Annotated in this window: 27 protein-coding genes; 3 read left to right on the top strand and 24 right to left on the bottom strand. The window is 36.4% G+C overall.

Translation table 11 applies throughout. The features are described 5' to 3' along the window. The first annotated feature begins 64 nt into the window (after positions 1–64). From ASG31_RS01250 to ASG31_RS01240, 3 genes are all read left to right on the top strand, one after another. On the top strand, positions 65–949 hold the full coding sequence (locus tag ASG31_RS01250; protein ID WP_056026977.1) for a lipid A biosynthesis acyltransferase: 885 nt from the start codon (positions 65–67) through the stop codon (positions 947–949). Positions 950–1,388: 439 nt separating this feature from the next. Next, complete coding sequence (locus tag ASG31_RS01245) at positions 1,389–2,924, top strand: phytoene desaturase family protein (RefSeq protein WP_056026974.1); 1,536 nt, start codon at positions 1,389–1,391, stop codon at positions 2,922–2,924. Beyond that, positions 2,914–4,560: a C45 family peptidase gene (locus ASG31_RS01240; RefSeq protein WP_056026971.1), complete on the top strand. Its 1,647-nt coding sequence runs from the start codon at positions 2,914–2,916 to the stop codon at positions 4,558–4,560. Before ASG31_RS01245 ends, ASG31_RS01240 begins: the two co-directional genes overlap by 11 nt. Before the next feature lie 232 nt (positions 4,561–4,792). On the opposite strand, the gene ASG31_RS01235 is transcribed toward ASG31_RS01240, so the two are convergent. The 24 genes from ASG31_RS01235 to ASG31_RS01120 all read right to left on the bottom strand — a co-directional run bounded on the left by ASG31_RS01235 (position 4,793) and on the right by ASG31_RS01120 (position 25,371). Beyond that, positions 4,793–5,965 (bottom strand): DUF2062 domain-containing protein, encoded by a 1,173-nt coding sequence (locus ASG31_RS01235; protein WP_056026968.1) that lies wholly within the window; start codon positions 5,963–5,965, stop codon positions 4,793–4,795. After that, complete coding sequence (locus tag ASG31_RS01230) at positions 5,966–6,451, bottom strand: hypothetical protein (protein WP_056026965.1); 486 nt, start codon at positions 6,449–6,451, stop codon at positions 5,966–5,968. A gap of 2 nt (positions 6,452–6,453) precedes the next feature. Next, entirely contained in the window at positions 6,454–6,828 is a 375-nt protein-coding gene (locus tag ASG31_RS01225) for a 3-hydroxyacyl-ACP dehydratase (RefSeq protein WP_082504391.1), read from the bottom strand. A 1-nt stretch (position 6,829) separates the two neighbouring features. Beyond that, complete coding sequence (locus ASG31_RS01220; protein ID WP_231433714.1) at positions 6,830–7,300, bottom strand: hypothetical protein; 471 nt, start codon at positions 7,298–7,300, stop codon at positions 6,830–6,832. A 130-nt stretch (positions 7,301–7,430) separates the two neighbouring features. Continuing rightward, positions 7,431–8,057: a LolA family protein gene (locus tag ASG31_RS01215; protein WP_056026960.1), complete on the bottom strand. Its 627-nt coding sequence runs from the start codon at positions 8,055–8,057 to the stop codon at positions 7,431–7,433. A gap of 96 nt (positions 8,058–8,153) precedes the next feature. Then, positions 8,154–8,936: a polysaccharide deacetylase family protein gene (locus ASG31_RS01210; RefSeq protein ID WP_056026957.1), complete on the bottom strand. Its 783-nt coding sequence runs from the start codon at positions 8,934–8,936 to the stop codon at positions 8,154–8,156. A 52-nt stretch (positions 8,937–8,988) separates the two neighbouring features. Next, positions 8,989–10,050 (bottom strand): beta-ketoacyl synthase N-terminal-like domain-containing protein, encoded by a 1,062-nt coding sequence (locus ASG31_RS01205; RefSeq protein WP_056026954.1) that lies wholly within the window; start codon positions 10,048–10,050, stop codon positions 8,989–8,991. Next, complete coding sequence (locus ASG31_RS01200; RefSeq protein WP_056026951.1) at positions 10,050–11,246, bottom strand: beta-ketoacyl-[acyl-carrier-protein] synthase family protein; 1,197 nt, start codon at positions 11,244–11,246, stop codon at positions 10,050–10,052. Before ASG31_RS01200 ends, ASG31_RS01205 begins: the two co-directional genes overlap by 1 nt. Positions 11,247–11,327: 81 nt before the next feature. Beyond that, positions 11,328–11,585, bottom strand: coding sequence for a phosphopantetheine-binding protein (locus ASG31_RS01195; RefSeq protein WP_056026948.1), 258 nt, complete (start codon positions 11,583–11,585; stop codon positions 11,328–11,330). 106 nt (positions 11,586–11,691) lie between these two features. After that, positions 11,692–12,231: a hypothetical protein gene (locus tag ASG31_RS01190; protein ID WP_056026945.1), complete on the bottom strand. Its 540-nt coding sequence runs from the start codon at positions 12,229–12,231 to the stop codon at positions 11,692–11,694. 10 nt (positions 12,232–12,241) lie between these two features. After that, a complete protein-coding gene (locus tag ASG31_RS01185) occupies positions 12,242–13,375 on the bottom strand; it encodes a beta-ketoacyl synthase N-terminal-like domain-containing protein (protein ID WP_056026942.1) in 1,134 nt (377 codons plus the stop codon). Continuing rightward, positions 13,372–13,794, bottom strand: a complete 423-nt coding sequence (locus ASG31_RS01180) for an acyl-CoA thioesterase (RefSeq protein ID WP_056026939.1) — start codon at positions 13,792–13,794, stop codon at positions 13,372–13,374. The genes ASG31_RS01185 and ASG31_RS01180 overlap by 4 nt, the downstream gene beginning before the upstream one ends. A gap of 77 nt (positions 13,795–13,871) precedes the next feature. Continuing rightward, a complete protein-coding gene (locus tag ASG31_RS01175; RefSeq protein ID WP_056028014.1) occupies positions 13,872–14,255 on the bottom strand; it encodes a GxxExxY protein in 384 nt (127 codons plus the stop codon). 139 nt (positions 14,256–14,394) lie between these two features. Next, positions 14,395–15,660: an ABC transporter permease gene (locus ASG31_RS01170; protein ID WP_056026934.1), complete on the bottom strand. Its 1,266-nt coding sequence runs from the start codon at positions 15,658–15,660 to the stop codon at positions 14,395–14,397. Continuing rightward, entirely contained in the window at positions 15,650–16,405 is a 756-nt protein-coding gene (locus ASG31_RS01165) for an ABC transporter ATP-binding protein (RefSeq protein WP_056026932.1), read from the bottom strand. Before ASG31_RS01165 ends, ASG31_RS01170 begins: the two co-directional genes overlap by 11 nt. A 48-nt stretch (positions 16,406–16,453) precedes the next feature. Then, positions 16,454–16,735 carry a Txe/YoeB family addiction module toxin gene (locus ASG31_RS01160; protein WP_056026929.1) on the bottom strand — a complete coding sequence of 94 codons (282 nt, stop codon included), beginning with the start codon at positions 16,733–16,735 and terminating at the stop codon, positions 16,454–16,456. Further along, positions 16,717–16,926 (bottom strand): DUF2683 family protein, encoded by a 210-nt coding sequence (locus tag ASG31_RS01155; RefSeq protein ID WP_056026926.1) that lies wholly within the window; start codon positions 16,924–16,926, stop codon positions 16,717–16,719. The genes ASG31_RS01160 and ASG31_RS01155 overlap by 19 nt, the downstream gene beginning before the upstream one ends. Positions 16,927–16,974: 48 nt before the next feature. Next, a complete protein-coding gene (locus ASG31_RS01150) occupies positions 16,975–17,970 on the bottom strand; it encodes a BtrH N-terminal domain-containing protein (protein WP_056026923.1) in 996 nt (331 codons plus the stop codon). A 51-nt stretch (positions 17,971–18,021) separates the two neighbouring features. Further along, positions 18,022–18,426, bottom strand: a complete 405-nt coding sequence (locus ASG31_RS01145; protein ID WP_056026920.1) for a hypothetical protein — start codon at positions 18,424–18,426, stop codon at positions 18,022–18,024. A 144-nt stretch (positions 18,427–18,570) separates the two neighbouring features. Then, positions 18,571–19,011, bottom strand: coding sequence for a hypothetical protein (locus tag ASG31_RS01140; protein ID WP_056026916.1), 441 nt, complete (start codon positions 19,009–19,011; stop codon positions 18,571–18,573). Between the two features lie 175 nt (positions 19,012–19,186). After that, positions 19,187–19,618: a hypothetical protein gene (locus ASG31_RS01135; protein WP_056026914.1), complete on the bottom strand. Its 432-nt coding sequence runs from the start codon at positions 19,616–19,618 to the stop codon at positions 19,187–19,189. Next, positions 19,618–20,757 (bottom strand): beta-ketoacyl-ACP synthase III, encoded by a 1,140-nt coding sequence (locus tag ASG31_RS01130; RefSeq protein WP_056026911.1) that lies wholly within the window; start codon positions 20,755–20,757, stop codon positions 19,618–19,620. The genes ASG31_RS01135 and ASG31_RS01130 overlap by 1 nt, the downstream gene beginning before the upstream one ends. A gap of 2 nt (positions 20,758–20,759) precedes the next feature. Next, positions 20,760–21,674 carry a hypothetical protein gene (locus ASG31_RS01125; RefSeq protein ID WP_056026908.1) on the bottom strand — a complete coding sequence of 305 codons (915 nt, stop codon included), beginning with the start codon at positions 21,672–21,674 and terminating at the stop codon, positions 20,760–20,762. A gap of 40 nt (positions 21,675–21,714) precedes the next feature. Then, on the bottom strand, positions 21,715–25,371 hold the full coding sequence (locus ASG31_RS01120) for an MMPL family transporter (protein ID WP_056026905.1): 3,657 nt from the start codon (positions 25,369–25,371) through the stop codon (positions 21,715–21,717). Between the last annotated feature and the right edge of the window lie 11 nt (positions 25,372–25,382).

Here is a 25,382-nt window from a genome sequence, read left to right as displayed (position 1 = left end):
AGCAATGTACCAATCGATTTAATATTGTTACATTCTTACATTGATACATTGTTAAATTGAACCTATGAACAAGTGGAAAGGCAAATCCAAAGGCACCATTCTGGGTTATCAGATTTTCGTCTGGTGCATCAGAAATATTGGAATCCGCAGCTCTTATTTTGTTCTTTATTTTGTTGCCTTCTACTACTTTTTATTCGAAAAAAACAGCAACAAATATTACAGATATTATTTCCGGAAAAGGCTTGATTACAGCTTTTGGAAAACAAAAATTTCACTTTTTAAAAGCTACTTCACTTTTGGTCAGACATTGATCGACAAAACCGCCATTTCAGCTGGTTTAAGACAAAAATTCACTTACGAATTTGATGGTATTGAAAACCTCAGAAACCTTCTTGCCGAGAAAAAAGGTGGCGTTCTCATCAGCGCCCACATCGGAAATTTCGAAATTGCCGAACATTTTTTTGCTGATATCGATTTCGAATGTCAGATTAATTTAGTGACTACAGATCAGGAAGTTACCGTCATTAAAGAATATCTTGAAAGCGTTTCTGTAAAGGCAACGAACATGAAATTCATCTATGTGAAAGACGATATGTCGCACATTTTCGAGATCAATGAAGCGCTGTCGAAAAACGAACTCATCTGTTTCACCGGCGACCGTTATTTCGAAGGGTCAAAATTTCTGACAGCAGACTTACTCGGCAAAAGCGCAAAATTTCCCGCTGGTCCCTTTATGATTGCGTCCAGACTGGGTGTTCCTGTGGTTTACGTGTATGTGATGAAAGAAAAAAATCTTCACTACCATTTGTACGCAAGAGTAGCACAAAATATAAAAAAGCGTGATGCACAGGGACTTTTAAGCTCCTACACCCAAAATCTCGAATCAATGATCAGAAAGTATCCACTCCAGTGGTTCAATTACTTCGATTTTTGGGACGATGTAGATTGATTTCTTATTTGATATCGAGTTCATAATCTTCATTTGGGCAGCTTTTCCGCCTTCCGTTCCCGCTTTTTTGTGCCGTTACTTTCCCAAGGCTTACAAAAAGAGCTCCACTCAAGTCGGGCTGCGGGCAATTCGGTGTTTTAAAAGAGCCAGGTAAAAATTTAGAAGAATCAAGTTCCAAAATCTGTGAAAATCCGTGTGATCTGTGGAGCTAATTTTGTTTCGTGGTAGAATCCAGTACAAAAAGTATTTCTATTGAAGTCAACTTAGGCAACCTAACTTTGAAAGAAAGTCTTTGCCGAGTCAAACGCCTTTGCGGAAGAGAAATACGCAATAAGATTTTAAAAAAAATCTTTGCGGTCTTTTTGTTTAAAAACTGCATTTATTCCAAACAATTTGATAAACTTTTGTACCTTTTGACGTTAAAACTGAAAATCAGAATTTGAAGAAAAACTACGACATATTGGTTATTGGCAGCGGTCTCGGCGGACTTGTTTCGGCGCTTATCCTGGCTAAGGAAGGCCTGAAAGTATGCGTTCTCGAGAAAAACAATCAATACGGCGGAAATCTTCAGACTTTTTCGAGAGATAAGCTCATCTTCGATACCGGACTTCATTACATTGGTGGACTTTCAGATGGGCAAAACCTCAATCGCTTTTTCTCTTATCTGGAAATTATGAATGACCTTGATCTGCAGAAAATGGAAGTGGACGGTTACGATAAAATTACATTTGGAGAAGATTCTACAGAATATCCGCACGCCCAGGGCTACCAAAATTTTGTAGATCAGCTGGTGAAGTTTTTCCCGGAAGAGAAACAGAATTTAGAAACGTACTGTGAGGAAATTCAGGAGATATGCAATTATTTTCCAAGATATAATGTGGTGGGGAAAGATAGTTACAACGAAGAAATTCTGCATTTGAACACCAAAAGATTCATCGAATCCATCACCTCCAATCAAAAACTGCAGGCAGTTCTTCTGGGTTCAAATTTTCTCTACGCCGGAGATTCTGAAAATACACCGTTTTATATTCACGCCCTCACGGTCAATTCTTACATTCAAAGTGCTTACAAATGTGTGAATGGAGGAAGTCAGATCTCCAAACTGCTCATCAGAAAGTTGAGAGAATACGGTGCAGACGTTTTTAAGCATTCAGAAGTTTGTGAAATGATTTTTGATGAAAAAGATATTTTGCGGGGCGTAAAAACATTTGTCGGAAGAGAATTTTACGCAAATACTTTCATTTCAAATATTGAAATACGTTCTATGTTGCAGCTAATTGGCGAAAAAAGACTGAAAAAATCATTTGTTAACCGTGTTTTAAGCTGGAAACCCATTTCGTCCTGTTTCAGTGTTTATCTGGTCTTAAAACCGAATACAGTTCAGCATTTTAACTACAATATTTATCATTATTCGTCAGAAAATTCAGTTTGGAATGCCTTCAGATACAAAAAGGAGAGCTGGCCGGAAACTTATATGCTTTCCTCATCGCCATCCAAACAAAACGGAGAATTCTCTGAAAGTTTTACCGCCATTTCCTATATGGATTTTGCAGAGGTAAAAGAGTGGGAAAACACATTCAACACGGTTGCCGATCAGCAGGAAAGAGATGAGCTGTACGAAAGATTTAAGCTTGAAAAGGCAGACAAAATGATTGCTGCATTAGAAAAAAAATATCCCGGTTTACGAGCTTCCATCACAAATATTTATACATCTTCTCCGCTGTCTTACCGCGATTACATCGGGAGTTTTGAAGGAAATATGTACGGTTATTCCAAAACATCTGAAAATCCTTTGAGAACGATGGTTTCCCCGCGAACGAAAATCAACAATCTTTATCTTACCGGTCAGTCGGTCAATATGCACGGCATTTTGGGTTGTACGATTGGCGCATTCAATACCTGTGCAGAGATTTTAGGCAAGGAATTAATCGATGAGCGTTTAACTAAAGTTTTAAATCAGAAAAATGAAAAGTAGAGCTTTATTATTTCTTTGTTTGATTTTAAATTTTATTTCGTGTGGGATAAAAAAATCTGTAAATCATATTCCGGAATTGCAGCAATATGCGTTGGAAATCCCGAAGGTTGTAAAGATGAATGACTCTGCTTTTGCTTTTAATCAGAATTATCTCACTAAAAACAGGCAGAATCTCTGGGAACTTTATATCAGAGGAAATCCTTTGCAGCTGGGCTATAACAACGGCGCTTTGACGCAAAATCTAATGCAGAAACAGGAAGAAATCTTCTTTTCAAAAGTTGAAGGTTTCGTTCCGTCAAAATTTAAGCAGAATCTTTTAAGGGGTTTTTTAAAATGGTACAACCGGAAAATGTATCTGAATGTAAGAGAAGATTTTCAGGCCGAATTGTGTGGCTTATCACAATATTCATCAGACAGATATAATTTTATTGCCCCAAAATTCCAGCGGAATATGTATCTGCACGGCGCTCACGATATTGGTCACGCAATGCAGGATCTGATGATGGTGGGCTGCACCTCATTGGCGGTCTGGAATGAAAATACGGAAGAGGGAGAATTATTAATCGGAAGAAACTTTGATTTCTACGTCGGCGATGATTTTGCGAAAAACAAACTCATTGAATTTGTAGAACCTGAAAGCGGAATTCCGTATTTGTCTGTAAGCTGGCCGGGAATGATTGGTGTGGTTTCTGGGATGAATAAAGAAGGTCTTTCGGTGACGATTAATGCTGGAAAATCTAAAATTCCGATGACGGCCAAAACTCCTATTTCTCTCGTGACGAGAGAGATTTTGCAGTATGCAAAAAACATTGATGAGGCAATTGAAATTACCAAAAAGCGGAAAGTTTTTGTCTCAGAATCGATTATGGTTGGGAGCGCAAATGATCATAAAGCGGTGATTATTGAGGTTTCACCTAAAAATTTCGGTGTTTATGAAGTTGTCAATTCAAGTAAAGTTTTCTGTACAAATCATTTTCAGTCGGATGCGTATCAAAATGACAGAAGAAATCAGAAACACATTGCAGAAAGTCATTCTGAATACCGTTTAGAGAAGCTCCAGGAGCTTTTTCAGGAGAGTCAAAAACTGAATCCTGAGAAAATGGTTTCCATTCTCAGAGATAAATCCGGTTTAAAGGACAAAAATATCGGATATGGAAATGAAAAAGCAATCAATCAGTTGCTGGCGCATCACGCCGTTATTTTTTCTCCAGAAAAGAGATTGGTTTGGGTTTCGTCAAGTCCGTATCAGCTGGGTGAATTTGTCTGTTATGATTTGAATAAAATCTTTTCGGATGATCGGTTGAAATCTGGAGAATTTGCGACTTCCCAATTCAACATTGCCAAAGATCCTTTTGTTGATTCTCAGGAATTTAAGAATTATGAAGAATTTAAAAAACTGAATGTTCAGTTTGATGAAAATACACTACTGTCTGATGAATTTATCAGCCATTATCAATCTTTAAACCCAAATTTTTGGGTAGTCTACTATCAGGCGGGCAGATATTATTTTCAACAAAAAGAATATTCAAAAGCTAAACTTGAATTTGAAAAAGCGTTGACGAAGGAGATTACAACGGTTCCCGACAAAGAGAATATTGAAAAATATTTGAAGAAGATATTGAGAAAGTTGAAATAAGCAATCCAAATATTTCTGCTGAATTATTATTAGTTTAGATTCCTGCGGAATGACAAAAACAGTGTTAATTTTAGATATGGTAAACTCTGCGAAGCGTAACCTACTTCCACAAGCTCAGCATAACTCTTGAACGGAGCTCATTTTTTGTGACTGGAAAAACTGAGGCAAAAATAGCAGGAGTCCTTCGACAGGCTCAGGATAAACTACAGACGTAAAATTTTCCCAAATAATTCTACCCATTTTCAGGATTCACTTTATTCAGAAAAATATAAAAACCAACGCCCAGAATTGCGGAAACAGAAGTTGCCAAAATCAGACTGCCGATGATGTACTGAAGCAGGTGATTTTTTACCAGTACAAAATTGATTTCGTGGTTCAGAAAGTTGGTTTCCCCATCCACGAAAGGTGCGCCAATAAAGAGAGAACCCGCAATAATGAATGGAATAAAAGGTGGAAAACTGATGTTGGACGAGACAAATGCCAGCACTTTGTTGAGCTTGAAAATCACTGCCAAAGAAATGGTTAAAGCCGTCTGAAAACCCCAAACCGGCGACAGACCTATAAACGCGCCCAATGCAATGGAAAACGCCTTGTTACGGTTGCTGCCGTCGCTTTCTAAAACATCTTCTCTGATGAATCTTCTGAAACTTTTTTTTCTGAAATTATGGATGAAATTTCTGGGCTTTATATAACTTAAAGTGATGATAACCAGAATGGTATTCAGGATGCTGATGCGCGTAAAATCTTTGAAAGGTCTGAAATGCGAAACTCTTTCTGCCGGATCGTATAAAACTTTCACAGGAACATTTTTCACAGAAATATTTTTCCAGGCAGTTCGTACAATAATCTCAATCTCAAACTCGAACTTTGGTGTAAAATATTTCTTCGGGATTTTGTGCAAAGGATACAATCGGAAACCGGATTGGGTGTCCTGAAGCCTGATTCCAGTCTCAAACCAAAACCAGAAGTTGGAAAAATTATTCCCGAAACTGCTTTTTCTGGGAATTCCATCCTGAGACATATTTCTGTTTCCAATCAGTAAAACGTCCTCGTTTTCATCTGATAGTGCTTCCACAAAAACGGGAATATCATCAGGATAATGCTGCCCATCGGAATCTATGGTGATAGCAAAATCAAACCCTAGTTCCAGAGCTTTCCTGAATCCCACTTTTAAACCATTGCCTTTGCCCTTGTTTTCGGGCAGGCTGATGATGGTAAGCTGGGTGTAATTTTTTAAAATTTCTGAAGTAGAATCTGTGGAACCATCGTTGACAATGATGATGTTTTGGGTGTACTCCAAAACACCTTCAATGACTCTTCTTAACGTTTTTTCGTTGTTATAGGTTGGTATTAAGACGCAGATTTTTCTCTTGTAAAATGCATTCTGTACTTCAAAAAGTGTCATTTATTTCAACGAATTTTTCTCGGTTGCGGTCATCGTTTTAGACTGCATCGCGAATTTTCTGATGTATGTTTTCAGGGAAGCGTTTTGCTTTGAATAGTTGTTGAGAATAAAAGTTTTATCTTCCTTCAGATTTTTAGAGTAGCCTACAATTTTCGGGATATTTTCCTGAACACTCATTCTTATTAACCGTAATTCTACGTTATTTGGATTTGATTTTATAACCCTTTCCAGTTGGGTTGCACCGGATTTTACGAAAGATTTTCTTTTGTTTTTCTCGGTCGTTACCTTGGCTTCCAGGATTTCTGCGGCGGCTTTGTAGCCTTTGACCAAAGCTTCGGCGGATGAATTTTTATCTGCTAAAACAATAAAGTTTTTTGCACCTTCGTTGGAGGCATTAGCTTTAGAATAGGCGTTTCTCAAAGCATCCAAATCGCCACTTTGAAAGAATAGAAATAAGATTGTTATGATTGAAAGTAGAGACTTCATAATTAAATTTTAGTATAAATAACAGACATTTTTAATGCAATTGTCTCGCCAAAGGCTGTTGTGTTTTTTACCTTCACTTCATTTTCAACTTCCTTTATATCAAGCTGCATCGTCAGTTTGGGCGTTTCAAAAGGGTTGATGATGGCCATGAATTTTACGTTGGAGGCAGATTTCAGGAATAATTTTTTTCCTGTGAATTCCTCAGTGAGCTCTTTTACAATCTGCATCATGCAAACTCCTGGCGTCACCGGATTTCCAGGGAAGTGACCTTTGAAAATATCGTGATCCTGATTCAGCGTGATGCTCGCCGAGAAACTTCCGTTTTCTGATTTTTCGTAGCCTACCAATGTGTAAAAGTCTGTCAGTATAGTCTGCATTTTATTCTGTTTCGGTTATTTGAAAAAGTTTGATATTTATCTTAAAATCTTTGTGTTCAAGATGAATTGTCTCTGCAAAAGTAGGTTTTTTAGCTTCAAAAGTGAAATTGATTTTTTCTTTTTTGTTTTTGGTATAAACGATTTGCGTCAGTATTTCAGTTTCTTTTTTATAAAATAAATAATAGGTTTTCTTTCCGGTTTTTGAAATGTAAATAATTGACTCATTGTTTTCAAATCTCTCTGTCAGATTGTATTTCTGTCTCAGCAATTCCTGAAAATCATTTTTGAAAAAGTTAATGACCATTTTCTTATCTAAATCTGGCAAAACATAATTGAGCTTGAAGTTATTTTCTGAGATTTCAAAGTCAATCATTTTGTTGCCGAAATCGGAACTCATTACGACTCTGTGCGTAGTTGCTGAGATTTTTTTAATAATTAAAATTCCACTAATGTCATTGCCGTAAACTTCCATTTGGCATTTGTAAACATAATCTTCGTTCGAAGAAAAGTACAGATTTTCAACCTCTGTTTTGGAGTTTGAAAATGGTTGAGCATCTTTCAGTTGATACGATTTGCAAGAAAAAAGTAGCAACAAAAATGAACTACAAAGAAAACTCTGAAGCAGGAATTGGCGCATTGATTTTTGTGTTTTTGAAAACGATATTGGTTGTGTCGCCAGAAGCTTCCGTCATATTAACCTGTGAAACCGTTGTCTGATTTTTAGGAAAATGAAGTTCGATTTGTTTGATGTATTTCAACAGTTGAGCAGATTTCGGAGTGAATTTAGCAATATTCGATGTTGAATTTTTTAAATAAACCACAGTAAATTCAGGATCGCTGAACATCTTTCCGTTTGAACTGCCAACAATGAGTTTATTGATTTTCTCAAAGGTTTTACTCTTTGCATCCACAGAAGATTTTTTTCCTTGGTCGTTGATGAAGATTTTATTGTCTTTGAAAATAATGCTGTACTGATAAGGTTTTGTGTATTTCCAGCTCAACGTGTTTGGGGATTTCAGCGACATTTTACCGGAAGTAACGATGCTTTTATCCAAAAAATCCATCTTTTTTGTCTGAACAAAATCACTTTGCAAAGTTTTAATTTCTTTCATTTCAGAAGAAATTTTTGTGACAAATGCTTTTGATTCTGCGCTCGTCATTGCTGTATTTTGGGCGAAAACAAAACTTGAAATTAATATAAATGCTGTGAAAGCTATATTTTTAATCATTAAATTAATTTTTAAATTGATCCTAATAATTCAACCACTAAGTTCACAATAGGTTTTCATAAAGTTCACAAGCTGAATCAATGTATTTTTAAGGCTTCAAAGTCTTCCTTTGTCCTTTGTGAAAAACTTTGTTCCCTTTGTGGTAAAAATATTTTCAAAGTCAAAAGTCGAATACTTCTCACGCTCCAAAAATAACAATAATCCCACCAAAACATTGTATGTTTTCCCGGAAGTGTCGTGAAGCAGGATGATGCTGCCTTTTTTCAGATTTTTTGTTACTTTATTTAAAATTTTCTGTTCATCCTGAATTAAGGTGTCTAAAGACCGGACGTTCCATCCAACGCTTGTTTTATGCGTTTTTTTAATGGCTTTTGCAATATTCGGATTGGTAACGCCGAAAGGTGCACGGTATAAATCGGTTTTAAAACTGCCGATTTTCAGCATCACTTCATCACATTTTTCAATTTCCTCAATCATTTTTGAAGTCGATAAAAATCCCGTGTTGTTGGAATGCGAATAGGTGTGATTACCAACCGAATGACCTTCCGCAATCATTCTCTGAAATGTTTCAGGATATTTTTCAATCTGTTTTCCGATGCAGAAGAAGGTGGCTTTGATGTTTTTCTCTTTTAATAAATCTAAAAATTTAGGTGTAAATTCGGTCGGTCCGTCATCGAAAGTCAGAGCTACTTCTCTGGTTTTTGTCCGTTTGTGTGTAAAACTTTTTACAAAATATCCCAACTGAATATCAAAAGAGCCCCAAATGACAACTGCAGAAAAAAGAATGAAACAGAAGATGTAGACCCAAAATGTTCCCTGAAATGTGTATATAACAGCGTTCAGGAAAAGATAGAAGATGATGAATGAGTAGTGTTTCATTTTAACGAGATTTCTAAACCTTCAAGGATTCAAAAACCTTGAAGGTTTTGATTTAAATTTTATCCACCAAAATCAAACTGTGGTCAATGCCTCCCAAATGATTGTAAAGCAAAATGTTTTTAATTTCATCTCTTTTTACATTATTAATCATCATCACCTCCGGAATTTCGTGATTTTTTAAAATCTGACAAGCCATAAAAGTTGAAAATCCACTTGCTGTATTGAATTCTCCACTTAAATGTTTATAATATAACAAGGATGAATTCTGAAATAATTCTGAAGCTTTTTTATAATAAACATCAGATTCCGAGTCTCCGCTGAAACCTAAAATCACTGCATCAATATCTTGATTTGTTAAATTATTTTTAGCTAAAAAATCCTCAATAAATTTTTGAGTTTCGTCTAATTCTAATATGTTAATAATCTGAATATCTTTCAGTTGAGCGTAAGAAGTTTCCGTTTTCTCTTTTCCCAAAACAAAAAAGCTCGAACCTTCGCCCCAAATAACACCTTCTGTTGTTGAGTTTAAATAATCAGAAGGAAGATTTTCTTCTTTTTTAATGGAATTATTCAGCTTAAACAATTCCATTGTTCTGTCCGTTTGTTCGTCTGTTGAACCCACCAAAACATTATCTGCTTCTCCGTCCAAAATTTGAAGTTTTGCATCCAGCATTGAGAATTCCAGCGACGAAGAACAGTTGACATAAGTGAAATTATAGCCGTGACATTGCAATCCCAGAGCGATTTGTCCTGAAACAGTATTGTGCGTTGATTGGATGAAAAACGTTGGCGTCAAGAATTCTTCATTATTTTCCAAAACATTTTTCAGGAATTTTTCCGAATCCTGAGAGCAGCCCATTCCCGTTCCTACGATGATGGCGTCGGGTTTTTCAATTCCGGCTTCCTGCAACGCTTTTGTGGAAGCTACGGAACTCATTTTTACCGTTTTAGACATTCTTCTGCTCATTGCTGGCAGAATGAATTCTTTGTAATTTGGTTCAATCGCTTTTAAAACCTGAACTGTATTTTCTGGTTTAAGATTTTCGAAGAAATTTTCGTTTAATGTGTCCTGAACCGAGATGCAGGCGGCACTGTTGATGTAAACTGCACTCATTATTTAGAAAAAATTAAAGTTGAACAGTTTCCTCCAAATCCAAATGAATTGGAAAGTACGTGGTTGATATTTTTTTCTTTCAGTTCGGTAACTGGCGTCAAATCAAATTCTTCCATTTTAGTTTTGAAATTTAAATTCGGAAAAATTACATTGTTCTGCATCGCCAAAATCGAATAAACCGCTTCGATTCCCGCCGCCGCCGCCAAAGTGTGACCCGTAAACGCTTTCGTAGAACTGAATTCCGGCACCTGGTTTTCTCCAAAAATCCGAATCATTGCAATGCCTTCAGACAAATCATTATTCGGAGTCGCTGTGCCGTGAACGTTGATATAATCGATGTTTTCTTTATTTAAACCTGAAACTTTCAGAGCTTTTTCCATTGCTAAATAAGCACCTTGTCCATTTTCCGAAGAAGCGGTTTGGTGATGCGCATCGTTTGCATTTCCATATCCTGAAAGATAGGCGAGAATTTTTTTATTTTCTTTTTTGACAATTTCATCAGATTCCAAAATGAGAAAAGCTGCTGCTTCACCAAGATTTAGACCTTTTCTGTCGTTGTCGAAAGGGGTGTTGTAAGAATCGGTCAAAATCATCAGCGTATTAAAACCATTCAAAGTAAACTTCGAAAGTGAATCTGTTCCGCCGACAATCACACGATCCAAAACACCGTTTTTAATGAGTTTTGCACCCATCATAATTGCGTTGGCTGCAGACGAACAGGCTGTGCTGATGGTAGAAACCATTCCATTTAAACCGAGATAATCTGCAATCTGTAAAGATGAATGTCCGGCATCGTGGGCATCAATATATTTTTGCTTTTCAGGGAAATCTTCGTAGGTGTAAAAATATTTTTCGGTGATGTCCATTCCGCCCACGCTTGTAGAGGAAATGAGTCCGGTTTTATATTCATTAATATCCGAAATTCCGGCACTTTCTACAGCTTCTTTTGCGGCAATCATTCCCAACAGAGCGGTTCTTGTGACGTTGTTGTCTTCATCTAACTGAAGTTTCTGCACAAGTTCTTCATTAGACAATTTTATCTCACCTGTTTTAATGCTTCCGGCGTGGCGTGTCTCAAACAATTCGATGTCTGAAATGCAGTGTTTACCGGCCGTCAACGAAATAAAATTTTCCTCGACATTGTTACCAATGGAGGAAATGATGCCCATTCCTGTAATGGCAATTTTTTGACCCATCTTTTTGTAATGTACCAATGTATCAATTTAACAGTGTAACAATATTGGTACATTGCTAGATTGATACATTGTTAGATTGAATTATTTTGTTCTGTTTTCTTCGATGTATTTTGCCATCACTTCTATAGACTGGAAGATTTCTTTTCCTTTTTTCGGGTCAGATAATTTGATTCCGTAGTCTTTGTCAAGAAGCACGATTAATTCCAAAGCGTCGATAGAATCCAAACCAAGACCGCCACCGAAAAGTGGATCTTTATCTTTGATTTCTTCTACTGCAACGTCCTCAAGATTAAGAACTTCTATGATTTTGTTTTTTAATTCTAATTTTAAATCTTCCATAAAATAAATTTCATTTATAATGTACCAATGTATTAGTTTAGCAATGTACCAATGATGTTTGAGGTAATTAATTATTGGTAAACTGTTACATTGTTAAATTGTTATATTACAAAGTCAGCAAATATACAAAAGCTTTATAACTTTCCTGATATAGTTCTACCCAGCCGCACAAGACTTTTTCAGCTTTTCCCGATTGCAGAATCTGTGCCGCGTATGAATTCAAAAATTCTTCATCAAATTCATCCAATACGAAAAACGCATTCTCGGTTTGCATTTTATGTTTAATACTGATTTCACCGACGCAAATATTCGGTAATGTATAAACGAAAACAGCGGGACTCGGGAAATAATTTTCCTGAGAATTAATGCTTTCCTGATATTTAAAATCGGTGTCGAGGCTTGAGGATTTGTTGGCGAAAACCAAAGCTGTTTTGCTATGGTCGTTGTTTTTCAGAATCATTTCGGAAGCTAGAAATGCGAGTTTGCTAAGATTATCCATTTTATGAAATTTTGGATAGTTCAGTTCTAAATTTTTATAAGCTTCTTTTGCGAAATCTGAGAAATTTTCGGTTGGGCTTTCAAAAATAATTTTTTTGTTGAGGATTATTTTTGAGTGTTCTATGGTGCAAATGTCTGTTTTTTCCATCGTTTAAATTTTAACATTTCTCCAAAACAATGGCCGCATTACATCCGCCAAAACCCGAAGCTGTTTTCAGAATATATTTAATTTCTGCCGATTGGTTTTCTTTAATAATATTCAAATCCTGCGAAACACCCATTTCTTCAAAGTTTTTGGATGGAATTAATATATTGTGCAAAGCAGATTCCATTGAAATAATACTTTCCAATAAACCGGATGCACCCAGACAATGTCCGTAATAGCCTTTCATACTGTTCAGAGGAACATTTTGCAAATCCATTCGGTTGAAGGCAATGGCTTCCATTTCGTCGTTATAAAGTGTTGCCGTTCCGTGCGCGGAAATAAAATCGATTTGTTCTGATGAAACTTTCGCCTCTTTCATCGCATTTTGAACGCTGGCAAACAATCCGTCGCCTGTTCTCGATGGTCCGGAAATGTGATTGGCATCGTTAATTGCTGAGTCACCTAAAACTTTAAATTTCAATTTTTCGTTCTCTGATGGAGTAGAAGTTATGAATGCACTTGCTGTTGCTTCACCCAGATTAATACCGTTTCGGGTTTTGTCGTAGGGTTTGCAGGGTTCGCTTCCAATCGCCTGAAAAGAATTAAAACCAGAAATCACAAATTCAGAAATTTCATCTCCAGCAACGACAAAAGCATCTTTGAATTTTCCTGCCTGAATCATATTCTTCGCCACAGAAATTGCCATCACTCCGGAAACACAGGCATTTGAAATAACAATCGGTTTGGTTTTAAATCCAAAAAAATCAGCCAGTTTTTGCGCTAGTTTTGAAAGATAAACGCCTTCTGGTAAAGTGGTTTCGTTTTTTAATAAACTGATATTTCCTTTCGTTGTTGAAAGAATAAAAGCCGTTTCATCTGAAATCGAATGTCTTTCCACCAAAGGTTTTAGACTCAATAAAAACATTTTTTCAAGTCTTGTAAAATCTTGCTTATCGAGGTTCTTGTTAAATTCTTCTTCCAATTTTTCAGAATCAATTTTAGAAACAAAAAAAGCTTCGTGATTTTCGATGATTTTATGCAAAGCCACGCCAGATTTTCCTTCCAGAAGTGCTTTCCAGTTTGATTCCACATCAAAACCTAAAGGTGTGACGCAGTTGTAATCTGTAATGTAAATTTCCTTCATCATAATTCCATTTTATCTTTCCAGGTTTGAAAAAACTCGGGATTGTACAGACATAAATTATTCTCAGAATCCAGAAAAACCTGAATGGTCTCGCCACTGCAAACCAGTTGATTTTGCTGATTGAAAATCTCGTATTTATAAATCAATTTCGCCGAAACAGAATTCACAAAAGTCGTTACAATATTGAAAGTTTCCCCATATTTCAAAGGAAGAAAATGTTCGCACGTACTTTTCACAATTGGCGTGGTAAATCCTGCTTTTTGAATGTCGAGGTAGGTCAAGCCGTGCTGCCTTCCGAAAGCTTCTCTTCCGTCCTCAAAATACACGATGTAATGCCCGTGCCACACGATTCCCAGCGGATCTGTCTCATTGAATCGGACGCGTACTCCTTCGGTACAGGTTATATTTTCTTTAGACTGCATTTTGTTTTGTTTTTAACCACAATGGGCACAAAGGTTTTCACAAGGGACACTATTTAAGTTTAATTGTTTTATTGAAATTAATCAAGTGTTCCGTTAATAAATCTCTTAACGCCATTTTTAAATAGAACAGAATTAAAATTAATAAGTAAACCTAATTTACAATTACTTAGTTTCAAATAGGTTAAGATTTGAGCAATATGAATATCATTCAATGATTCTACAGATTTTATTTCTACAACAACTTTTCTTTCAATTAAAAAATCGAGTCTGTAACCAATGTCAAGTTTTATATCTTCATAGATTAATGGCATTGGTTTATGTTTTTCAATCAATAATCCTGATTTCTTCAATTCAAAGTGCAGACACTCTTCATAAGCGCTTTCCAAAAGCCCTGCTCCAAGTTGGCGATGAACTTTCAATCCTGCATCAAATATAATTTTTGAAATCTCATTTTCGTTCATATTATTTGTGTTTAAAGTTATTCTTTCCGTTTTTACCACAAATGGCACAATGGCTTTCACTATGGACACAAATTAAAACTATTTAAATCACCCTTGTGCACTTTGTGAAAAATCTTAGTGTACCTTGTGGTTAGACAAATCAAACACTATTCTTTTTCCTTTCGTAAAGTAAAGAAATCGTTACCATCGCAATATAAAATAATAATAAGAAAATCAGTTCTTTGGCAATTTCACCAATGCCGCTGTTTCTTAAAATAATATCGTAATACGCATTCAGTCCCCAATTCATCGGGGAAAACTGTGCTATTTTCTGCATAAATTCGGGCATCAGGAAAACCGGAACCCAGATTCCGCCAATTGCAGCCAAAACGACTACCGAAGTTGCCCCAAACGGTGCCGACTGCTCCTGAGTTTCTGAAACTGTACCAATTAAAACGCCAAAGCCAATCGCGGCCAATCCTGCAAAAAGAGTGACAATCAAAAGGTGGAACATTTTTCCTGAAACATCAAACTGAGGTAAATCCATCAATGGAAAAATCCATATTCCTACGGCAACCATTAGTAAAAACTGGATCACGCAGATGATGAGATACGTGAATGTTTTTCCTAAAATATGAATGTAATACGGCGTCGGGCTCACACGAACTCTCACGCTCGTTCCCTGACTTTTTTCTTTGACTAAATTGATCGACAAAGGCACCACAATAAAGAAAATCGCAAACAGCGCCCAAGCCGGAACGTTGTGCTGAACAGAATTTGGAATTAAATCTTTTCCGCTTTTTTTAGGGGTAATTTCTTTGAAGCTGATGAGGTTTTTTGTTTCTTCAAGGTTGTCTTCCGTACCGAGCTGGTCTTGAAATGCTTTGTATATTTTTTTGTTTTCTATCTGAAAAACCATCTTACTTATTGCATTCATCACAGAATTTTTGAAGCTGGTATTGGTGGCAGGGTCAAAGTAGAGGTGGATGTCTTTCGCCTCCGAAGGAAGGACTTTCTGAGCCACAGAGTCTGTCTCCAAACCGAATGAGCTGACAATTGTCTGGACCTTGGCGTCTACATTGGCGCTGAGATCTTTGGTTAAGTTTTCCGGGATGACGATGGCCATCTGATAATCTCCAGCAAAAACGGCTTTTTCGGCTTCTTTTTCCTGCACATTGGTGATCAGTTCGAAGGTTTTGCTGTTTTCAAACTCAGATTTTATACTTTTCGAAATGTCTGATCCGTCGTGATCTACGAAAAGAATGGGAATTTTTGACCCTTCCAGATTTTTGAAAGTAGAATCCTGAATTAAAGTGATGGTAATAATCAACAGCAACGGCATCAGGAAAATGATGACAATTCCGCCGGAATCTCTTTTCAGTAACTGAATTTCTTTGATGAAACTTCTCCACAATTTATACAACATCTCTCAATTCTTTTCCGGTTAATGAAATGAAAACATCCTCCAGGTTTTCGGCATTTTCAACTTTGTTGACTAATTCTTCTGGCGTTCCCGTTGCGTGGATTTTTCCGTGGTCGATGATGGCGATTTGAGTACAGAATTCCTCCGCTTCCGATAAATGGTGCGATGTGTAAATAATGCACGTTCCTTTTTTATTTAAATCTAAAAGATAATCGATAATGGCCTTTTTAGACTGAACGTCTACGCCAACCGTCGGTTCATCCAGAAACAGAACTTTCGGGTTATGAAGCGTTCCTGCAATCAGATTGCAACGGCGTTTCATTCCGCCTGAAAACTGGTCGACTTTTTTATTGGCAAATTTCGTTAAGCCCATTAATTCCAACGCTTCATCGATAGATTTGTGAAGGTGATCATTTTTTAAACCATATAAACTGCCGAAAAACAACAAATTTTCTTTCGCCGTCAAAGTCGGGTAGAGCGCATATTCCTGAGGTACAACGCCAATGATTTGTTTGATTTTTGAATTGTCTTTTTTCGGCGACAATCCGTTGATGGTAAAACTTCCTGAGGTTGGTTTAATTAAACCTGAAAGCATAGAAATCAACGTGGTTTTTCCCGCTCCGTTGGGACCGAGAATTCCGTAGATTTCATTTTTATCGATGTTCAAAGAAATATCATTGACCGAAAAGTCTTCCGAATTTTTGTATTTCTTGTAGAGGTTTTTTATTTCGATGATGGGGTTTGACATTTTTTGTTTTGGAAGATTTATTATTGATTATTAGGCTTCATAAAAAGTTTAATTGTCGCTATAATGTCCCAAGGAACTTACTACAATAACATTTTTATCTTCTTCATAAATTTCATAAACAAATCTGTCTTTTTTATTAATCCGTCTGCTCCAAACTTCTCCTTCAAAGTATTTTAATTGTTCAGGTAAACCTGTGCCGGTTCTGGGATGTTCTTCAATTTCGCTAAAGAAAATTTCCACCTTTTTGATGTCAGATTTATTGCCAGATTTTAAAATTTTAGCAAGGTCTTTTTCCGCTTCTTTGGTACGGACTATTCGATACCTTCCCATATATTTTTTGTATTTACAGCAACTGTTTTTCCTTCAGAATGTTCCTTTCTTGCTCTTTCTACTTTTTCAGCAAACTTCTTAGAGGGAGTTTCTTCGTCTTTGATTTTCAATTCGGTTACACCCAGAGCTTTGAGAATAGCTTTGATTTTTTTACTCTCGCTGGAATCTACTTTGAAACTGAATGTTGTCATAAGTTATTGTATTTGAGTGTAAATTTAGATAAATTATTCCGCTGACAGTTAAATCGCCTTCCTCAGTTTCTTATAAAAAGCCTCTTCCAAATCAGCGATATGCAGCATCGATTTTGAAAGCTGATTGTAAATATCGCTTTTGGAATTTCTGTTTTTGTAAACTCTTGCAATATCCACGGCAAAATCTCTCCAGAGGTCACCGATGGCTGTAATTTCTTTAGATAATTCTTTCAGTTCATCATTTTTAAGAATCACAGCCGCTTCCTGTAAAAAAGCACCGTAAATAAACCTGAATCCGCCACCGCCGGTTCCGATTTCTTCCTGCATTCTAATCAATTGTCCGAGATAGTGATTGGTCACTTTTGTGCCTTTTTTGTCAGCCCATTTCGGGATGCTTTTGGCTACCCAACGTATTGCTTTTACGCCGATAATCGGAACGGGAGCCAGCATATTTTTGCAGGTATCTTTAATTCCTTTTTTGATGGCATCTTCCAAATTAACATTCTCAGGAATGTGTGTAGGGAAATACATATGACCTTTCGGAGCGAGGGCACCTTTTGCGTAACGCACTTTTTCGAGTTCGGCTTCCGTCAAAGTTGTTGCGAAATCCATCACAGGGTCGCTAATGAGGAATTTACCGTCTTCTTTTCCGTAAACGACAAGATTGTGTGCGTTGAAATGGAATTTATATTCTTCAGGAAAATAAGTAAGGTTGAAAACGCCTACCTGCAATCCTGTCGGGATGTTTTGTTCTAAATTTTTCTCCAAAGCAGCCTGAGCTTCTTTTGGGTTTGAAAATTTTATTCTTTTGATTTTTATGCCTAATCGTTTTGCCGCCTTGCTGAAAATAGCTCCCGGCATCGGACGGTAGCTGAAACCCGGTGCAAAATTGACTTTAAGAAAAGGCAAATACACGAAAAACAATCCTGAACCGATTCCGAAAATCATCGGTTCGCTGAGTTTTAAACCTCTATTTAAAAGTAAGTTGGAGGCAACACCGTTTTCGCAGTGGGCTGTCTGGTGGTGTTCGAAATTTATTTTCATTAATGGTTTGAGTTTATCAAACCTTCAAGGTTTTAAAAATCCTGAAGGTTTCTATAGTCCGTTAAAATTTTTCAGTTCATCTACTGAAATTCCGAAGGCATCGGCATATTTTTTCAAAGTAGAATCACTGAGTTTTTTGAAAACATGTGGTTTGGAATGTCTTTTTACCGTCCATTGCCATTTATCGACGTAAGCTGCCAAAACCTGCAGATCCATTTTATTGAATTCCATAAAATAGACGATTGGGCTCACTATATTTTTCGCAACGTTCTGTTTAGCTTCTTCAATTCTTTCATTGATGAGCTGCATCGATTCATCGAGAGCCGCTTTTTTGGCTTCCCAACCGATGCTTTGCGCAGTGGTGTAGTTGTTATTTTCATCAGTCACGTATAACATTTCTGTCATATTTGCTGACTGCAAATTACTTTCGTCCTGTGGAATGTCTTGTTTTTTCATTGCGAAAACCAGTTTAGCGTAATCAAGGTGCTAAAATACTGAAAATAAAAATGGGAGAGAATATGGTTTTAAATTTGAAAACGTTTTATTGTGAAAGATTTTGTCTTTAAACCACAAATGGAAAAAGGTTTAAATTCGAACTACTCAATCAACCTCCTGAATAAACAAAGAAATCTCCGTACGGATCAGCAGTTTTTCTTCCAGAAAAGTCTCACAGAATATCTGGCAGATGTTTTCATATTTTGAAATGAGGGAAGCTTTAGAGAAAATTGTATCTCCCACCTTTGGTAAGGCAAAAATTTCAATTTTTTTAATGTTTGTTATAAATCCAATTACTTTGGTATCACAGTCTGGATTCTCAAAGAAATTCTGCCCCAAAATCGAAGAAGAAGTCTGTGCAGAATGTTCAATCAATCCTGCTTCTACAAAATGACTGTTTTGAAGAAAAATATTGTCAGATTTAATCTCAAAAGAAGTCACCACCTTTTCCGGAGTAAGCTCCAGAATATAATCCGCCATTAACATCGGTGCACGATGAGGCAGAAAATGATGAATGTTGATGAGGTTTTCTTCTTTTAAATTCATTTTTTATATTTAAAAAACCTAACGGATTTCAAAACCCGTTAGGTTTATCTTGCGATGTTAAAATCTTTATGCTATTTTCAGTTTTAGCGGAAGATATCGTTTATAAAAAAACTTATTTTGGTATTTCAACTACTTCGCTTGGTTCATTTTACTTTTCCCCTGGCTCTTCGAAAAGCTATTTTACTACAGTTTTCATCTCAGATTTAGCAATCACTTTACCGTCGATTTTAGTGACAATTTCAACCAAAGTCACGCCCATCATTTCATTGATGATTTTCACTTCAGAAATCAAATGATCTCCTAATTTCGGTAATGTTTCAGCTTCAAAAGTTTTGATGGCACCGATGTAGCCTGTAGGAGCTTCCTTTCCTAAAAGATAAAATTTGTAGCCTGTATGCAGAGCGACGCTTTGTGCCTGATGTTCAATCAATCCTGAAGCCTGAAGAGTGCCGTCGTGAATGAAAATATTGTCTTCTTTTATTTCAAATTGTGAAACCAGATGCTCTTCATAATATTCTGAAATTCCGCTCACCATTACAAAAGGAAACTTTTGCGGAATTAAACTTTCAACAAAATTTTTATCGTTGGTTGGTAAAGAGTCTTTCATTAGCATACCGTTAGCAAACAACATGAGTAAGCAAATCTTCCACTTTCAGGGATGCAGAGCATTATTTTTTCGCCCTTCTTTAATTTACCAGAATTCATCAGCTGTTCTACAGCAATAAAAATAGATCCGGCGCCGATATTTCCAACTTCAGAAAGATTGTAGAACCATTTTTCCCAGGGGAAATCTAGGCCTACGTTGGCAAATTCTTCTTTTAGACCTTCTTTAAAATAACCTGATGAAATGTGTGCCAAAACGTGATCGATAGAATCTGGGTCAAGGTCGTGTTTGGTAAATGACGCTCTTAAACTTTCAGCACCTTTTACTAAAATGTATTTATCTAAAAGTTTTGTATCCTGTTTTAGAGCAAAAATAGACTGGTTCAGCCATTCTTCAGCAGGATATTCTGCCCATGATTTCAGACTTCCGTCTTCCTGTTTTTCGCAACCAGAGTACATACAGGCCTCAATTTCGTGCGCATAAGAATAAAAATCCATCCACTCAACTCTTAATGAAATTTCGTTTTCTCTTGGTTTGTTTTCCAACAGAAAAGCTCCGGCACCATCTGAAAGCATCCACCTTAAAAATTCTCTCTTGAAAGCAACGATAGGTTTCTCTTCCAGAAGTTTGAGGTTTTCTGCCTCGTGATTGAACTTGTCGGCGGTCATCCATGCAGAAAATCTTTCAGAACCTACACAGACAGCATTGTTTTTTACACCGGCTTTCACATTCAGAAAAGCGTAGTTGAAAGCATTCATTCCAGAGTTGCACAAACCTGTTGAAGTATTGATTTCAACAGATTTCCCGATATTCAATTCTCCATGCACCATAGAAGCGTGTGAAGGCTGAATCTGATCTGCCGAAGTGGTTCCGCAGGAAAGAAGCTCCATGTCTTCTTTTTTAAAATGCCCGTCAAAAAGCCCTTCCACAGCATTTGCAGTAATTTGCGCATTTGTATGTGTAGGTTTTCCGTTTTTGTCTAAAGCGTAATATCTGGTTGTTATTTTATTATTCCTGAGAATTAAAGCTCTCGCCTTAGAAGGAGTATTGTTTACTAAGCCAAGATAGCTTTCCATTTCATCATTAGATACCGGCTCATTGGGCAGGTATGTTGAAGCTTTTGTTATAAATACGTCGTACATTTCTATTTTAAATTAATTCCCTGTAAATATTCTCTCTGTTTTTGTCTTTTGGTCCATAAAATAGGTGCAAGCAATATATGAAAAATCAAAACAATGGGTGAGATGATCCAGATTGCTGCCATTAAATAAACCTTAAAGAACTTGATCAGCATCGGGCGTTTGTCTTTATTCTTCATGATCAGCTTAGACCACACGGTGAAGATTTTGTTGCCAACTTTTTCCACTCTCACCAGAAAATCACGTATTTCTACGGCTCCGTTTTTTACCAGTTCGGGTTGCAGATTTGTAAAATCATGAGTACTGAAATGCTTTTCAATAATCTTTCCGTATTTTCCGGCTCCGTTGATTTCTTCGTCTGAAACTCCTGCCGCAGGAAGTATTCCGGATTTTTCTTTCTGGCCGGTGGTCATCCAGCGTAAAATTGTTAAAACGCTTGTGTAATTGTCTCTTCTGTCTACTAATGCAATGTTCCCGACCAGTTTTGCGTCTAAATTTTTCAGATAAACCTTCAGTTTTTCCTGCGAAAGCATCCACATATTTCTGGTCGCGCTTATGGTAACAATTGGCGTGCCTTTTAATATGTTTTCTGCAAATTTGCTCTTTAAAAATGAAATTACCGGGATTGATGGCGTTAAATACCACACCTGATAACCGAAAAGGATGAGGTCGAATTTTGTATTTAAAACTTCCTCAGGCGGTGGCAGAATTTCACTCGGAATCTGAAGATATGATTCCGGAAAGGTGTTGAAAAAAACATCAGACGGCCACGGAAAAGGAAAGTCTTTTTTAAGCTGAATGTTGTAGTAAGTTACTTTATATTCGTCTTTTTTATCTTCAAACGGTTGGGTAATATTTTTCACAATATCTTCCAGCTGTCCGGTCTGAGTATAATAAAGTACAAGTATATTTTTTTTCATTAATCTAATTTATGGATTACAAAAGTAGGTTTTTTCCTATTTATTTTTGATGTCTGAAGACCTTTATTGATTCCGAATCAAACATTTGTTTAAAATTAGGGTTTTCAAAACTGAAATCTTTAACATTTAACAAAATAATGGTTTCCGGCAGATCTTCAATATCTGTTAGAGTGAAATTTTGGTCAGAAATTAAAAGTACATCAACTTTTTTGTTGATTGCAGACTGGATATCAATGTAAAACAGTTTTCTTTTCTGAACGAGGTAATTGTTTTTGGCTACCGATCTTTTCTCTTCATCATTAATTAAACTGAAGATTTTTCTTCCTGCCTGCTGAAGCGTTAATAAAATATCTTTTTGCCCGAAATCATCTGCGATATGTAAAACTGTTGCGTCTTTCGGGATGTGACGGTTCAGGCTGAAATAAACTGCTTTGTTCAGGTTAAAATCTTCTTTTACCGATTTTACCACTTCGTTTTCTTTGTATAAATAATTGAAAAGCAGTTTCTTTCTGAAATAGTTTTCATCCTCAAGTTCTTTTCTCATTTCGGCAAATTTTTCCCTGAAATGTGCATTGATTTTCTTTGTTCTCACAGAATAGGCTTCCCCGAAACTTAAATCTTCCCTGCGGATTCGGTCGCCTACTTTCACTGTAATCCTTCCGTCGTAGATAATGAAATCACCTTTTGGCTGCACTTCGGAATTTCCGTGAATGTAAACCGGAACGATGTCTAAATTAAACTGTTCGGCGATAAAAAAAGCGCCTTTGTGAAAACGTTTTACATCATTTGTGTAGGAGCGTTCAGATTCTGGGAAGACTACCAGAGAGTAGCCCTGATCCACTTTTTCTTTCAGCTGCTTCATGCCGTTTTCGATGCCCTGAGAAACGGGGTAAAATCCTAAAGCTCTCACCACTTTTCCGAAAAATGGTGAATTGTAAACCCAGTCGTTCACCAGATATATGATTTTATGATTTACCATTCCCAAAGCCAAAGTATCGAGAAAAGAGGTGTGATTGGCAATAATTACTGCCGGGGTACTGAAATTTTCGTCTGGATTTCTGATTATTTTTTTCTTCACAAAAGGATTGGTATACAGTACAGAAACCAGGAATTTTGCTAAAATTGATTTGATGAAATCCAAAGTCTTTCCTTTTGATCTCTTAATAAAGACACTTCCAATGGTTGAAAAAACCAATCCTCCCAAGCCGTAATATAAAAATGAAAGAAGAGAATGTATAAAAAGTCTTAAAGTAATGGGTGACAAACCTTTTTTCTGACGGTTGATAATCAAAAACCGAAACCAGAAAGGATATAAAGTGGAAGTGATCACAATCACAGAAAACATTCCTATTAAAGCAACCAAAGCGAGAGAATGCAGGGCCGGATGTTTTGCAAAAATCAAAGAACCGATAGATAAAATCGTTGTAAAAACGGCTAAAATAATAGAAATTCTGTACGTTGGAAGTTCATTTTTTCCGGTGGTATGTTCTTTCTGCATTGCCTTTGTGAGGAAAATACTGAAATCGTCACCCACACCAAAAACCAGAGTACAGACAACGGTGCTGAAAATATTTAGTTCTAAACCCAGAAAATAAAGAAGTCCTGCGGTTACCACACCTGTCAGAACAATGGGAAACATTGTGAGAAGCGATAATTCAAAGTTTCTGAAGAAAACTATGATTGTTAAGATGATGGCTAAAAGCGAGTAATTAATGAGCGTGTTGAAATCATTTTTAAGCAAGCCCAAGAAATTCTCATTCATCTGTTGGCGGTCAATTGCCAATGCTTCTTGGGTTTTTTCGACATCTTTTATGAATGCATCTCTTTTTGTTTCATCCACTTTTACCACATTCGAAACCGTGAAAAACCCGTTTTCGTTGCTTAGAAATTCGGAAATCTGAAAGGCTTTTATTTTTTCATAATCTTTTAAACTTAAAGTGGGGTAGATTTTATTTAGATTTTCATTAAACTGATCGAATGCGGAAGAATTAAAACCAAATTTATTTCCGTTCTCAACCAATCCGGCTATTGTTTCATTTTTTCTGTTTTGATTCCAGAATCTTTTCCATTTTTCAATTTTTTTCTGCTGATCTTTTTCAGACAAAACAATATTCCCAATCGAATTGTAACTTAAAATTTTACCTTCACTTTTTTCTTTTTCCAAAAACCGACTGAGCTTTGAGTTTCTCTCTAAAGCTTCATTTTCAGAATTTCCGTAAGAAATGGTGTAAATGGATTTTGAAGTAATGTCGGAGAGTTTCTCCAGTTTGGCCTCACTGATTTTTAAATCTTTCGGAATGTAATTCAGATCCCCGATATCTTCATTAAAACCAACGTGACGGAAGCCGAAAAGACAGGCAACAATCATTAGTGTACAGACGATAATTAACGGTTTGTTCTTTTCGTAAGGATAATTTCCAATTTTATCAATGAAATTCGTGTTTACTTTCTCTGTTTTCCCTTTCGGATGATAGAGTTGGGGAACAATGATCAATGCGGCAAAAGAAGAAAGAAAAACCGTAATCGCTGCAAAAAGTCCGAGATCTTTCAACGCTTCAGAGCGCACGAAGACTAAGCATAAAAAAGAAACTGCTGTTGTCGCGCTGCTGAGAATAATTGGCTGGGTGATTTCTTTGTAGAGCTCTTCAATATTGTTGTTGTGCTTGTAATGCGTGAGAATGTGGAGGGCGTAATCAATAGTAATACCAATCAAAATGGCACCAACGCTGAGTGAAATTGCTGAAATTTTGTCTTTAATAAAGTATAAAATCATCATCGAAATAAAAACTGCAAAAACAGTCGGCAGAAAAACGATTAAAGGTGTAAAGAAGTTTCTGAAATAATAGATCAGCAAAATCAACAGAACCGTCATAGAAATAATAACCGTATTCTGAATGTCTTTCTTGATCTGCTGAGCATTGGCCACCGCAATTACAGGTGAACCAAAATAGCTGATTTCTGTTTTTCCTTTAAAGGTTTTATTGATTTCGTCTTTGATTTTATTTAAACTGTTGATAAAAATCTCATTGTTTTTGGTGTCGCTGCTTTTGTTTTTCGGGTCTATGAACAGGAGAAGATTTTTTCCGTCTTTGGTAACCACGTAGTTGTCTTCCAGTTTAAAATCTTTGCTGATGTTTAATGCATTGAGTTTTTTTATACCTAAAAACGTAATTCCCAGCGGATCTTTTTTAATAAATTCTTTGGTAACAAGACTTGTGGGCGATACCAAAGAGACATAATTGCTTTCAACCTGTTTTGCAATGCTGTCTTTAATAAGCTTTCTTTCAATTTCTTTATAATCGTCTTCTTCTAAAAATAAATGCAGATTTTGATTCACAAAATCGAATGTTTCAGAAATCTCACTGTCATTTACTTTTCCCTGGACCGAACCGATGTATTTCTGTAAAGGTTCAATTTTATTTAAAAAAGTATCGGCAGTTTCCGACAGCTGAAATTGATTGTCTTCTGATTTTTTTTCGATGATGACAATAATTTTGTCTGAAAAATTAAGCTGTTTCAGAACTTTAGCGGTAAGGTCAGACTTATCGTTTTTCGGGATAATCTGGTTGATGTCTTCCTCAAAATTTATTTTAGAAGCAAAAAATCCGCAGACAAGAAGAATTCCCAAGGCTGTGGCGATGGAGAGTACTTTGTTTTTTTTGATCAGATAATAAAGAGTAATAAAAAAACGATGCATGACATTGATTC

It is taken from the genome of Chryseobacterium sp. Leaf404, assembly GCF_001424145.1.
Lineage (GTDB): Bacteria > Bacteroidota > Bacteroidia > Flavobacteriales > Weeksellaceae > Chryseobacterium.
This window is presented reverse-complemented; position numbering and strand designations above follow the sequence as displayed.